The sequence below is a fragment of the Streptomyces sp. NRRL F-5755 genome (assembly GCF_001279365.1).
In the GTDB taxonomy this organism is placed as follows: Bacteria; Actinomycetota; Actinomycetes; order Streptomycetales; family Streptomycetaceae; genus Streptomyces; species Streptomyces rimosus.
The window spans coordinates 1-12,870 of record NZ_LGCW01000318.1; the positions used below are offsets into that span (position 1 = coordinate 1).

The window sequence follows — 12,870 nt, forward strand, 5'->3', positions numbered from 1 at the left end:
CCAACAACCTGCTCCCGGCTCCCACCCCGCACCCGGCTCCCAACCCGACCCCCATTCCGCTCCCAGCCCCCTTCCCCCTCCCCTCCCCCCCCCCTCGCCCGCATCCCTCCGCCCCCGCCTGGAGGCCGCCTGGCTGGGGCGGGCGGCCGGGTGTCTGCTCGGCAAGCCGGTCGAGACGCTGCCGCTGGCCGGCATCCGCGCCCTCGCCCGCGCCACCGGCAACTGGCCGCTGCGCGACTGGTTCACGGAAGTCGGCCTGGACCCGGCCACCGCCGCCCGGTATCCGTGGCACGGCCACAGCCGCGCGACCTCGCTCGCCGAGAACATCGACGGCATGCCCGAGGACGACGACCTCGACCTCCCCGTGCTCGGGCTGCTCCTCCTCCAGCGGTACGGCCACGGCTTCCGCACCACCGACGTGGCCCGGCTCTGGCTGGACGAGCTGCCCGCGGGGCGGACGTTCACCGCGGAGCGTGTGGCGTACCGCAATCTCCTGGACGGCATCGAGCCGCCGCACACCGCGACCCACCGCAACCCGTTCCGGGAGTGGATCGGCGCGCAGATCAGGGCGGACGTCTTCGGCTGGACCCGCCCCGGCGATCCGGCCGGGGCCGCGGAGGCCGCCTGGCGGGACGCGACGCTCACGCACACCGCCAACGGTGTGTACGGCGAGATGTTCGCGGCGGCCACCATCGCCGCGGCGGCGGGCGGCCGTACCGACGTGCACGGCTGTCTGCGGGCCGGGCTCGCCGTCGTACCCGGACGGTCCCGCCTGGCCCACGCCGTACGGTTCGGCATCGAGGCGGCGCGCGCCGAACCCACCGGGTCGGACGCCGGTTTCGCGGACGTCGTGGACCGGCTGCACCGCGCGTACGGTCACCTCCACTGGGTGCACGTCGTCCCGAACGCGGCCCTGCTCGCCGCCGCCCTCACCCACGCGGACGGTGCCTTCCCCGGCTCCGTGTGCCGGGTGGTGTCCGGCGGCTGGGACACCGACTCGAACGGCGCGACGGCCGGCTCGGTCGCGGGGCTCCTCGCGGGAGCGCCCGGCGCGCTGCCCGCCCGATGGGCGGCGCCGCTGCGCAACCGGCTCACCACCACCGTCAGCGACCTGAACGGCATCGGCTTCGACGTGCTCGCGGAACGGACGGCGGAACTGGCCGTCAGCCGTACCGCCGCCGCGCGGCCGGAAGACACCTGACCATGAGCGCGAATGCGAGGACCGCCATGCAGCAGCCACCACCCGGCAACCGCCCGCCCACCCCCGCCACCCACGAACCCCAGGCCACCGGCCCCGGCCCCCTGACCGGCCTCCGTGTGCTCGACCTGGCCACCCTCTTCGCCGGGCCGCTGGCCGCCACGCTGCTCGGGGACTTCGGGGCCGAGGTCATCAAAGTCGAGCACCCGCGGCGGCCCGATCCGTCGCGCGGCCACGGTCCCGCCAAGGACGGCGTCGGGCTGTGGTGGAAGCTGCTCGGGCGCAACAAGAAGACGGTCACGCTCGACCTCGCCTCGCCGGGCGGCCGGGACGTCCTGCTCGGCCTGGCCGCCACCGCCGATGTGGTGATCGAGAACTTCCGCCCCGGCACCCTGGAGAAGTGGGGCCTGGGCCCGGCGGAGCTGGCCGCCGCCAACCCGGGGCTGGTGCTGGCCAGGGTCACCGGGTTCGGGCAGTTCGGGCCGTACGCCCACCGCCCCGGCTTCGGCACCCTCGCCGAGGCGATGAGCGGGTTCGCCGCGCTGACCGGCGAGCCGGACGGGCCGCCGACGCTGCCGCCCTTCGGGCTCGCCGACTCCGTCACCGCGCTGACCACCGCGTACGCCGTCATGGCCGCGCTGCGTGGACGCGAGACCACCGGCCGGGGCCAGGTCGTGGACCTGGCGATCATCGAGCCGATGCTGACCGTCCTCGGCGCGCAGCCCCTCTGGTACGACCAGCTCGGCCACATCCAGCCGCGTACCGGCAACCGCTCCGCCAACAGCGCGCCGCGCAACACCTACCGCACCGCCGACGGCACCTGGCTCGCCGTCTCCGCCGCCACCCGGTCCGTGGCGGAGCGGCTGCTGCGCCTGGTCGGCCGCCCGGAGTTCGCCGCCGAGCCGTGGTTCGCGACCGGAGCGGGACGGGCGCGGCACGCCGACGAACTGGACGCGGCGGTGGGCGGCTGGATAGCGCGGCACGGCCGGGAGGAGGTGGTGGCCGCGTTCGAGCGGGCCGAGGCGGCGGTGGCGCCGGTCTGCGACATCCGCGGGGTGATGGAGAACGAGCAGTACCGCGCGCTGGGTTCGATCACCGAGGTGCCGGACGACGAGCTGGGCACGGTCCGGATGCAGAACGTCCTCTTCCGCCTCTCCGCGACGCCCGGCGCCATCCGCTGGGCGGGCCGTCCGCACGGCGCGGACACGGACGCGGTGCTGTCCGGTCTGCTCGGCCTGTCCGCGGAGCGGATCGCGGCCCTGCGCGCGGACGGTGCCGTATGACCGCCACCGCCGTCCCCTCCCCTGCTCCGGCCGCCGTCGTCCCGCCGCTGACCTGGCTGTATGTGCCGGGTGACCGCCCGGCGGTGGTCGCCAAGGCGCTGGTCTCCGGGGCCGACGCGGTGGTGATCGACCTGGAGGACGCGGTCGCCGACGGCCGCAAGTCCTACGCCCTGCGGGCCACCGCCGAACTCCTCACCGAACCGCGCCCCGTCGGCCCCGCCCCGGCCCCGGCGATCCACGTCCGGGTCAACGCGCTCACCGGCCCGCGCGCCGCAACGGAGATCCGGACGCTCGCGGGGCTGCCCACGCTGGCCGGACTGCGGCTGCCCAAGGTGAGCGGGGCCGCCGACGTCCGCCGCGCCGCGGCCTGGGCCGCGGCGGACCGCGCCGGGCACGCGGTGCCTCCGCTGTACGCGCTGCTCGAATCCGCCCTCGGCGTGGAGAACGCCTTCGCCGTCGCCACCGCGCACCCGGCGCTGTGCGGGCTCTCCCTGGGCGAGGCCGACCTGCGGGCCGAGCTGGGCATACAGGACGAGGACGGGCTCGGCTGGGCCCGCGGCCGTACGGTCATCGCCGCCCGCGCGGCCGGGCTGCCGCCTCCGCCGCAGTCCGTGTTCCCCGACCTACGCGACACGGCGGCGCTGGCGCTCTCCTGCGCGCGGGGCCGGGCCCTGGGCTTCCTCGGCCGCGCCGCGCTGCACCCGCGCCAGCTCCCGGTGATCGAGCGGGCCTATCTGCCCACCGCCGAGGAGATCGAACGGGCCGGGGAGACGGTACGGGCGGCGGCCGGTCAGCCCGGTGCCTGCGCCCTGCCGGACGGCCGCTTCGTCGATCCCGCGGTGGTCGCCGCCGCCCACCGCACCCTCGCGCTGGCGGACCGCCGGCCCCGGCACGCGGGGGATCACCGACCACCGTACGGGGCAGCCCACCGACCGCCGTACGAGGCCGCCCCGTGAACCCGGTACGGGGCCGCCCCGTCAGCCCCCCGGACACGGCGAAGGCCGCCCCGACCCCACCGGGTCGGGACGGCCTCCGTCGAGCAGGGGCGGCGCGCCGCCGTACGTCAGGACTCCTCGCCGCTCCGGCTTCCGCCGCTCCGGCTTCCGGACCCGGCGTCCTTCGTCAGCTTCGCGGCGCCATTGGCCACGCTCTCCTTGCCGCTGCCCGCGGCCTTGGGGGCCCCGGCCTTCTTGGGCCTCTTGTCCCCGGCGCTCTTGGCGGCCTTGGCGTCCGTGTCCGCGCTCGCGTCCTTGCCGTCCGCCGTCGCCGCGCCGTCCGTGACCGCGTCCTGCGCCTCCGGCTCGACGACCTCCTCGCGGCCCGGCACCTTCTTCGCCGAGATCACGATGTAGAGGACGGACAGCACCAGGCCGATGAGCGCGGTCCACACGTTCAGGCGCAGGCCCAGGATGTGGTGGGCCTCGTCGACCCGCATGTACTCGATCCAGGCGCGGCCGGCGCAGTAGGACGCCACGTACAGCGCGAAGGCCCGTCCGTGTCCCAGCTTGAAGCGCTTGTCGGCCCAGATCACGAGCAGCGCGACACCGATGCACCACAGCGACTCGTACAGGAACGTCGGGTGGTAGGTGCCGCCGATCCGGCCGACGGACGGGTCGTCGCTGATCTTGAGCGCCCACGGGAGGTCGGTGGCGCGGCCGTACAGCTCCTGGTTGAACCAGTTGCCCCAGCGGCCGATCGCCTGGCCCAGGGCAAGGCCCGGCGCCAGCGCGTCCATGTACGCGGGCAGCGGGATGCCGCGGCGGCGGCAGCCGATCCAGGCACCCACCGCGCCGAGCGCGACGGCGCCCCAGATGCCGAGGCCGCCCTCCCAGACCTTGAAGGCGTTGAGGGGGTGGCCGCCCTTGCCGAAGTACGGCTCATACGTCGTGATGACGTGGTAGAGGCGGCCTCCGACGAGCCCGAAGGGCACGGCCCACACGGCGATGTCCGCGACCGTCCCGGAGCGGCCGCCGCGCTGGATCCAGCGCTTGTTGCCGAGCCAGACGCCGACGAAGACGCCGATGATGATGCAGAAGGCGTAGCCGCGCAGGGGGATCGGGCCGAGGTGTACGACACCCGTCGAGGGGCTGGGAATGAATGCGAGGTCCATGGCAGGGATGACGCTACCGCGCCAGGTGGGCGCGGCGACAACCCACCCGGCTACGGCTGTGTAACGACCGTCACTGCCGGCGGTCGATTACGGGCACGACGGTTACGGGGACGGTCACGCGGCCGGGTGAAGCCCCCGCCGGGCCGGGCCCGCCGGTCACGGAGCCGGGGCCCGGCCGTCCGTGCTCCCGTCCGTGTCCCTTCCGGTGTGCCCGGCACCGGCCCCGGCGCTGTGCCCCGTACCGGCGCCTGCGCCATGCCCGGTTCCGGCACCGTGGCCCGCCCCGGCGCCGTGTCCCGCTCCGGCAGTCGTTCCAGCACCCGCGGAGTGCCCGGACGCGTTGCCCGCCGAGGAGCCCGCCGAGGAACCTGCGGAGGCGCCCGCCGAGCCACCCCCGCTCTCCGCAGAGCCGCCGCCGGACCTCACGCCGGACGGCTTGTCCCCGGGCGCGCCGCCCGCCTTCTTGTCCTTCGCGGCGTCCCGGACCTTCTGCTTGAGCCCGTCGGGGGTGAGGTTCTTGTCCTCCGCGAGGTTCTTGCCGTTGAGCAGGACGGTCGGGGTGCCGCGGTGGCCGGAGTTGGTGAAGGCGGAGTTGGACTTGTACACGAAGTCCGTGTAGGTGCCCTTGTTGACGCACTGGGTGAAGGTGTCGCTGACCAGCCCGTTCACCTTGCCGGCCAGCTCGATCAGGTACTTCTTGTCCGAGAACCGGTCCTGCTGCTCCGGCGGCTGGTTCTCGTAGAGCACATCGTGGTATTCGCGGAAGCGGCCCGCGTCCTGGGCGCAGAGCGCGGCGTTGGCGGCGGTGACCGATCCCTTGCCGCCCATGCTGCCGTCGATGATCGTCGCGAGGTGGTAGTCGGTCTTGAGCTGGCCGGCGTCCTCCAGTTCGTGGACGGCGCCGCGGAAGCCCTTCTCGAACTGGGCGCACGCGGGGCAGCGGAAGTCCTCCCACACGGTGAGCGTGGACGGGGCCTCCTTCTTGCCGACCGGCACCGCGGGCTTGTCGCTGTCCTGCGTGCCCTTGGGCAGGGCCACCTTGCCGCTGCCGGAGTCGTCGTCGCCCGAGGAGGCCGCCCATACGCCGATGCCACCGGCCACGGCCAGCACCACCACCACCGCTCCGGCGACCTTCAGCTGCCGGCCGCGGCGCTCGCGTTCCTTCTCCTTCGCGCGCTGGGCCTGCAGCCGTTCACGGGCGCTGTTCTTTTTGTCTTGATTGTTCTGGCTCACGCCCCTGAACAACGAAGCGGAGGGGCGCCGTCGCACCCCTCCGCCGCGTTCTTCGTCCTAACGAGGGACGCGCGTCAGCCGCGCTTGCGCACGCCCGCCGCCAGTTCGCCCGCCAGCTCGCGGACCCCCGCGAGGCCGGCTTCCAGGTCGTCCCCGGCGTCCAGCAGCCGCTTGACGAAGGCCGACCCGACAATGACGCCGTCCGCGAACTGCGCGACCTCGGCGGCCTGTTCGGCGTTCGAGACGCCGAGGCCGACGCAGACCGGCAGCTCGGTGGTGGCACGGGTGCGCCGCACCAGGTCCTGCGCCTCGCGGCCGACCGACTCACGGGTGCCCGTGACGCCCATCAGCGAGGCCGCGTACACGAACCCGCTGCCCGCCTCGGTGATCTTCGCCAGGCGTTCGTCCCGGCTGCTCGGCGCGACCACGAACACGGTGGCCAGGCCGTGCTGTTCGGCCGCCGCACGCCACACCCCGGACTCCTCGACCGGCAGGTCGGGCAGGATGCAGCCGGCGCCGCCCGCCGCGGCCAGGTCGGCGGCGAAGCGCTCGGCCCCGTACGCGTCCACCGGGTTCCAGTACGTCATGCACAGCACCGGCGCGCCGGTCGCGGCGTGCACCTCGCCGACCGTACGGATGACGTCCTTGATCTTGACGCCGCCGCGCAGCGCGATGTCGTCGGCGGTCTGGATGACCGGGCCGTCCAGGACCGGGTCGCTGTGCGGCAGCCCGATCTCGACGATGTCGCAGCCGCCCTCGATCATCGCGGTGACGGCCCGTACGCCGCCGTCCACGGTCGGGAAGCCGGCCGGCAGATACCCGACCAGCGCGGCCCGGTTCTCCTCCCTGGCCGCGGCCAGGGTGCTGCTGAGCAGTCGGACGTTGCCCGCCATCACTTCGTCCCCTCGTCGTGCGCGCCGAGCGCGGTGTCCGTGGCGTCGGTGTCGTCGGCCTCCACCGTGGCGTCGGCGGGCGCCCCGTACAGCCCGAAGTAGCGGGCCGCGGTGTCCATGTCCTTGTCGCCGCGCCCGGACAGGTTGACCAGGATCAGCCCGTCCTTGCCCAGTTCGCGGCCGATCTCCAGCGCGCCCGCCAGCGCGTGGGCACTCTCGATGGCCGGGATGATGCCTTCGGTCCGCGACAGCAGCCGCAGCGCCTGCATGGCCGCGTCGTCGGTGACGGCCCGGTATTCGCCGCGGCCGGTGTCCTTGAGGTAGGAGTGCTCCGGCCCGATGCCCGGGTAGTCCAGCCCCGCGGAGATCGAGTACGGCTCGGTGATCTGCCCGTCCTCGTCCTGGAGGACGTAGGAGCGGGAGCCGTGCAGGATGCCGGGGGTGCCCTCGGTGAGGGTGGCGGCGTGCTCGCCGGTCTCGACGCCGTGGCCGCCGGGTTCGCAGCCGACGAGCCGTACGGAGGTGTCCGGGATGAACGCGTGGAAGAGGCCGATGGCGTTGGAGCCACCGCCGACGCAGGCCACCGCGGCGTCCGGGAGGCGCCCGGCGCGCTCCAGGATCTGGCGGCGCGCCTCGACGCCGATGACCCGGTGGAAGTCGCGGACCAGGGCCGGGAAGGGGTGCGGTCCGGCGACGGTGCCGAAGAGGTAGTGGGTGCGGTCGACGTTGGCGACCCAGTCCCGGAACGCCTCGTTGATGGCGTCCTTGAGGGTGCGGCTGCCGGATTTCACGGCGATGACCTCGGCGCCGAGCATCCGCATCCGGGCGACGTTCAGGGCCTGGCGCTCGGTGTCGATCTCGCCCATGTAGATGGTGCATTCGAGGCCGAACAGGGCGCAGGCGGTGGCGGTGGCCACGCCGTGCTGGCCCGCGCCGGTCTCGGCGATGACGCGGGTCTTGCCCATGCGCCGGGTGAGCAGCGCCTGCCCCAGCACGTTGTTGATCTTGTGCGAGCCGGTGTGGTTCAGGTCCTCGCGCTTGAGGAAGATCCGGGCGCCGCCGGCATGTTCGGCGAACCGCGGCACCTCGGTCAGGGCGCTGGGCCGCCCGGTGTAGTTGACCATCAGGTCGTTCAGCTCGGCGGCGAAGGCCGGGTCCGCCTTGGCCTTCTCGTACTCGGCGGCCACCTCGTCCACCGCGGCGACCAGCGCCTCGGGGATGAACTTGCCGCCGAAGTCACCGAAGTAGCCTCCGGCGTTCGGGACCTGACCGTCCGGGTCCGGGATGAAGAAGTCAGAAGACATCCGACGTACTCCTCGATGCGGGGCCTGCGCCCCGGAAGTGTGGATATACGGGCATCACGGTGTGCGGTGCGCCCTGCGTCCCCTCGCGCGGATACGGCGCGGGGTGGGGCGGGGCCGCGGGGCGCTGCGCGTGCCACGGCCTGCGACGGCCCGTCCGGGGCACCCCCGCCGCGCGGGCAGGGGTCGGGACGGAACGGCGTACAGGCCGACAAGGCGAGAACGAGCCGGCGCCGGGGACGAAACCCCCGTAAGGGGATCAATCACCCGCGCTCGGCAACGAGCGGCTACAGCGCGCCGTTACGACGCCATCGCCGGCCGTTGATCTGGCCCGGCTCCGCGCCGATGTGATACCTGACCCGCCGCCCGCGCACCCGGCGCGCCGGCGCGCGGCAGCCGCGCGGCCGGCACCCGCGCCCCAGCGCCGCATGCGGATCGCGCACGGCACCAGCCGCGGCGAGCACGCCGGCCGGGCCCGGGAGCGGTCCCGGGCCGGGGCGGTGGAGGCGGGCGGTGGTCATGGGGAGGGGGTCAGCCCCGTCCGTGCCGGATGGCGGGGTGCGAGCCGGCCGCGACCAGGTCGGCGACGGCGGTCTTCGGGTCCTTGCCGGTGACCAGCGACTCGCCCACCAGGACGGCGTCGGCGCCCTCGTTGGCGTAGGCGATCAGGTCGTGCGGCCCGCGCACACCGGATTCGGCGATCTTGACGATGTGGTCGGGGATCTCCGGCGCGATGCGCGCGAAGTTCCCGCGGTCCACTTCGAGGGTCTTCAGGTTGCGGGCGTTGACCCCGATGACGCGCGCACCGGCGTCCACGGCGCGCTGCGCCTCCTCCTCGTCGTGCACCTCGACCAGCGGCGTCAGGCCGATCGACTCGGCGCGCTCGATGAGCGAGACCAGCGCCTCCTGCTCCAGCGCGGCGACGATCAGCAGCGCCAGGTCGGCGCCGTACGCACGGGCCTCCCACAGCTGGTAGGCGGTGACGATGAAGTCCTTGCGCAGGACGGGGATGTCGACCCGGGCCCGGACGGCCTCCAGGTCGGCGAGCGAGCCGCCGAACTTGCGCTGCTCGGTCAGTACGGAGATGACGGCCGCGCCGCCCGCTTCGTAGTCGGCGGCCAGGCCGGCCGGGTCGGCGATGGCGGCGAGCGCGCCCTTGGACGGGCTGGAGCGCTTGACCTCGCAGATCACCGTGACGCTGTCGCCCTTGAGGGCCGCGGCGCCGTCCTTGGCCGGGCGCGCCTTGAGGGCCCGCTCCTTGAGCTCGTCGAGGCCGACGCGCGCCTGCCGCTCGGCGAGGTCGGCGCGGACTCCCTCGATGATCTCGTCGAGCACACTCACGCGAGCGGCCTCCTTCTTGAGCGGTGGAGGGTGGCAGCCGGCCTCCCGGCCGGTGTCGCCCTGTCAGGCTCTCCGATGGTATCCGGCAAGGGGCAAAGGTCTCACATCCGGTTGACGGCGGTCCCATCAGGTGGACGGCCACGGCTCTGGCGCGTACGCAAAACAGCAGGTCAGGAGCGCTATACCCAGCTTACGTGAGCAGTCTCGCCACGCCCGGCGCAGGCGCCTCACCACACCCCTGTACGGCTGATCCGCTACGGGGACAGCCCCGCCCCGAACGGAAGATTGCGGACCACCGTGAACACGAGCAGCAGCCCGCCCAGCGCCCACCAGTGGGCAGCCCGGAGCCGCGGTCCCGCCGTGGGGCGGCCGCGCGCGGCCCGTACGGTCCAGGCCGCCCAGAAGAGCGCGAAGGCCGCGTAACCGGCGACCGCGAGGAGATTCGCGCCCGCTGCCGTGACCGGTTCGCCGTGCGCGACGGCGTACGCGCTGCGCAGACCGCCGCAGGCCGGGCAGTAGAGACCGGTCAGGTCGAGCAGCGGGCACACCGGGTAGTGGCCGGGTTCGTTGGGATCGACGGCGCCCACAAAGGCGAAGGCGGCGGCGACGGCCGCCAGCGTGCCGAGCGGCGCCCGCAGCCGCCGGGCGGGGCCGGGTACGGAAACCGGCCCGCTGACCGGGCCCACCGGTTCACTCACGGTGCCGATGGTGCTGCCGTACGGGGATCGGCGCAGCTTGCGGGCGGCCGTCCGGGTGACGGCGCAGCAGCCCGTACGGGAAACGGCGCGTCCCCCGGCCTCCGTACGGGTGGTGCCTGGCACCTCGCTCGTACGGGCCGGAAAGCCGCGCCGTCACAGGAGTCGCCGCCGGGCCGGGCCCGGCGAGGGGCTCAGCCCTCCTGGGGCCGGGCCTTGGCCTGGGCGCGCGCCGTCGCGCCCTTCTTGCCCGCCTGGCCCATGCCCATCGCGCTCATCACGCCGCCCGCCACGGCGCCGAGGCCGATCAGGACCATGCCCGCCCAGAACCCGGGCACGTTGGCCAGCACGGTGAAGGCGCCGGCCACGCAGAAGCCGATGAACGAGATGATGACGCCGGTCCAGGCGGCGGGAGTGTGTCCGTGGCCACTGCTCGACATGAGTGCTCCTCGTAGCTTTTTCGCGCCCGGGTCGGGGCGCGGTGATCCCTCGTGCCCATTGTCCCCGATGGCCGGGGGGCGGCCACTACCGGGTCGGGTCCTCGCCCCGGTCCAGGGACTTCCACATCTCTTCCGGCCGGTCCGGGTCGGCGGCGGCCCTGCGGCGCGGCCCGCGGGGTGCGGCGCCGGCCCGCTCGTAGCGCCCGGACATCGCGGGCCACTGGCGCCCGTACAGCAGCGCCAGCACCCCGGCGATCAGCAGCAGGAGGCCGCCGACGACCGCGGCCCAGGGCCAGAAGGTGTGCGAGACGCCGTGCACGCCGGCGTCGGACAGCCCGGTCGCGGTGGCGGCCTTCTCGCGCAGCGCACCGGTGTCGGAGATGCCCAGGTACGCGCCGACGACGGTGCCCAGGCCGCTGAGGGTGAGCAGCGCGGCGACCGCGATCCGGCCCGCCCCGCGCACCGCGAAGAGGGCGACCAGGGCGGCGAGGCCGACGATGGCGAGCGCGCCGGGCACGCCCGTCACGTCCTGGCCCGACGCGGTCTGCGGCAGCTCGCCCTGGGCGACGACGGCGGTGGCCCTGGCCCAGGTGCGGCCGGAGGCCAGCAGGACGACGGCTGCGCCGGCCGCACCGGCGATCAGCGCGAGCGCCAGGCTCTTTCCGCTGCGCGCGGGCTTGGCCGGCGGAGCCGACGCGGATACGGTCGCGCCGGCAGGGGGGTGGTCTACGGCAGTCACGTACACCACTGTACGGAGACGGCGCGCCCGGCCGCCGCCCGCGGTGCCCTCACCCGGCGGCGGCCCGCCCCGGAACCCGGCCCGAGAACGGCGGAACGGCCCTGCTCAGGCCCCCAGCCCATTGGCCGTGTGCACCGCCCGCAGCACCGCCGCCGCCTTGTTGCGGCACTCCGTGTCCTCCGCCACCGGGTCGGAGTCCGCGACGACGCCCGCGCCCGCCTGGACGTACGCCGTGCCGTCCCGCAGCAGCGCGGTGCGGATCGCGATGGCGGTGTCGGAGTCGCCGGCGAAGTCCAGGTAGCCCACGCAGCCGCCGTACAGGCCGCGCCGGCTGGGCTCCAGCTCCTCGATGATCTGCATCGCGCGCGGCTTCGGGGCCCCCGAGAGGGTGCCGGCGGGGAAGCAGGCGGTGAGCACGTCGAAGGCGGTGCGGCCGGGCGCCAGGCGGCCGGTCACCGTGGAGACGATGTGCATGACGTGGCTGTAGCGCTCGATGGACATGAAGTCGACGACCTCGACGCTGCCGGGCTCGCAGACCCGGCCCAGGTCGTTGCGGCCGAGATCGACGAGCATCAGATGCTCGGCGCGCTCCTTGGGGTCGGCCATCAGCTCGTCGGCCAGGGCCTGGTCCTCCGGGACGCTCGCGCCGCGCGGCCGGGTGCCGGCGATGGGGTGCAGCGTGGCCTGCCCGTTCTCGACCTTGACCAGCGCCTCCGGGCTGGAGCCGACCACGTCCACGCCGTCCTCGAAGCGCAGCAGGTACATGTAGGGGCTGGGGTTGGTGGCGCGCAGCACCCGGTAGACGTCCAACGCCGAGGCGGTGCACCCGGTTTCGAAGCGCTGGGAGGGGACGACCTGGAAGGCGTCGCCCGCGCGGATGCGCTCCTTGATGTCCTCGACCGCCTCCTGGTACGACGCGCCGCCCCACTTCGCCGTGTACGGGGGCAGTTCGGACGGCGGCAGGGCCGCGGCGCTCGCGGGGGCCGGGCGGGCCAGGTCGTAGGCCATGGCGTCCAGGCGGGCCACCGCGTCCGCGTACGCCTCGTCCACGCCCGTCTCCAGGTCGTTGTGGTTGATGGCGTTGGCGATCAGCAGGACCGTGCCGTTCCAGTGGTCCAGTACGGCCAGGTCGGAGGTGAGCAGCATGGTCAGCTCGGGCAGCCCGAGATCGTCCGCCGTGCTGTCGCCGATCTTCTCCAGCCGGCGCACGATGTCGTAGCCGAGGTAGCCGACCATGCCGCCGGTGAAGGGCGGCAGGCCCTGGCCCTCGATGAGGTCCCGTGGGGTGTGCAGGGCCTCGACGGTGGCGCGCAGCGCGGCGAGCGGGTCGCCCTCGGTGGGCACGCCGACCGGCGGGGTGCCCAGCCAGTGGGCCTGCCCGTCGCGCACGGTCAGGGTGGCGGCGCTGCGGACGCCGATGAAGGAGTACCGGGACCAGGTGCGGCCGTTCTCGGCCGATTCGAGCAGGAAGGTGCCCGGGCGTTCGGCGGCCAGCTTGCGGTAGAGGCCCACCGGGGTGTCGCCGTCGGCGAGCAGGCGCCGGGTGACGGGGATGACCCGGCGGTCCTTCGCGAGCGTACGGAAGTTCTCCAGGTCCGGTGTGGCGGTGCCGGTGGTTCCCGAGGTCATGGCGCGGA

At 74.3% G+C, this 12,870-nt stretch carries 13 protein-coding genes; 3 read left to right on the forward strand and 10 right to left on the reverse strand.

Annotation, left to right across the window (positions count from 1 at the left end; translation table 11 throughout):
- From ADK86_RS38265 to ADK86_RS38275, 3 genes are all read left to right on the forward strand, one after another.
- On the forward strand, positions 1-1,201 hold a 1,201-nt coding region (locus ADK86_RS38265), incomplete at its 5' end, for an ADP-ribosylglycohydrolase family protein (RefSeq protein ID WP_053700787.1).
- Between the two features lie 26 nt (positions 1,202-1,227).
- Positions 1,228-2,481 (forward strand): CaiB/BaiF CoA transferase family protein, encoded by a 1,254-nt coding sequence (locus ADK86_RS38270; protein ID WP_420718909.1) that lies wholly within the window; start codon positions 1,228-1,230, stop codon positions 2,479-2,481.
- Positions 2,478-3,437 carry an HpcH/HpaI aldolase/citrate lyase family protein gene (locus ADK86_RS38275; protein WP_053700788.1) on the forward strand — a complete coding sequence of 320 codons (960 nt, stop codon included), beginning with the start codon at positions 2,478-2,480 and terminating at the stop codon, positions 3,435-3,437. Before ADK86_RS38270 ends, ADK86_RS38275 begins: the two co-directional genes overlap by 4 nt.
- A gap of 107 nt (positions 3,438-3,544) precedes the next feature.
- On the opposite strand, the gene lgt is transcribed toward ADK86_RS38275, so the two are convergent.
- The 10 genes from lgt to ADK86_RS38320 form a co-directional block, all read right to left on the reverse strand.
- A complete protein-coding gene (lgt, locus tag ADK86_RS38280; protein ID WP_053700789.1) occupies positions 3,545-4,591 on the reverse strand; it encodes a prolipoprotein diacylglyceryl transferase in 1,047 nt (348 codons plus the stop codon).
- 156 nt (positions 4,592-4,747) lie between these two features.
- Positions 4,748-5,824, reverse strand: a complete 1,077-nt coding sequence (locus ADK86_RS38285; RefSeq protein WP_053700806.1) for a DsbA family protein — start codon at positions 5,822-5,824, stop codon at positions 4,748-4,750.
- Between the two features lie 74 nt (positions 5,825-5,898).
- Positions 5,899-6,717: a tryptophan synthase subunit alpha gene (trpA, locus tag ADK86_RS38290; protein WP_053700790.1), complete on the reverse strand. Its 819-nt coding sequence runs from the start codon at positions 6,715-6,717 to the stop codon at positions 5,899-5,901.
- On the reverse strand, positions 6,717-8,021 hold the full coding sequence (gene trpB / locus ADK86_RS38295) for a tryptophan synthase subunit beta (RefSeq protein WP_053700791.1): 1,305 nt from the start codon (positions 8,019-8,021) through the stop codon (positions 6,717-6,719). The genes trpA and trpB overlap by 1 nt, the downstream gene beginning before the upstream one ends.
- A gap of 284 nt (positions 8,022-8,305) precedes the next feature.
- On the reverse strand, positions 8,306-8,539 hold the full coding sequence (trpM, locus tag ADK86_RS45555) for a tryptophan biosynthesis modulator TrpM (protein ID WP_078952546.1): 234 nt from the start codon (positions 8,537-8,539) through the stop codon (positions 8,306-8,308).
- Between the two features lie 10 nt (positions 8,540-8,549).
- Complete coding sequence (gene trpC / locus ADK86_RS38300) at positions 8,550-9,359, reverse strand: indole-3-glycerol phosphate synthase TrpC (protein ID WP_003984396.1); 810 nt, start codon at positions 9,357-9,359, stop codon at positions 8,550-8,552.
- A 254-nt stretch (positions 9,360-9,613) separates the two neighbouring features.
- Entirely contained in the window at positions 9,614-10,057 is a 444-nt protein-coding gene (locus ADK86_RS38305; protein WP_199834551.1) for a DUF2752 domain-containing protein, read from the reverse strand.
- 191 nt (positions 10,058-10,248) lie between these two features.
- Positions 10,249-10,494 carry an HGxxPAAW family protein gene (locus tag ADK86_RS38310; RefSeq protein WP_053700792.1) on the reverse strand — a complete coding sequence of 82 codons (246 nt, stop codon included), beginning with the start codon at positions 10,492-10,494 and terminating at the stop codon, positions 10,249-10,251.
- An 85-nt stretch (positions 10,495-10,579) separates the two neighbouring features.
- A complete protein-coding gene (locus tag ADK86_RS38315; RefSeq protein ID WP_053700808.1) occupies positions 10,580-11,233 on the reverse strand; it encodes a TIGR02234 family membrane protein in 654 nt (217 codons plus the stop codon).
- Between the two features lie 105 nt (positions 11,234-11,338).
- Positions 11,339-12,862: an anthranilate synthase component I gene (locus tag ADK86_RS38320; protein WP_003984400.1), complete on the reverse strand. Its 1,524-nt coding sequence runs from the start codon at positions 12,860-12,862 to the stop codon at positions 11,339-11,341.
- Positions 12,863-12,870: the final 8 nt, after the last annotated feature.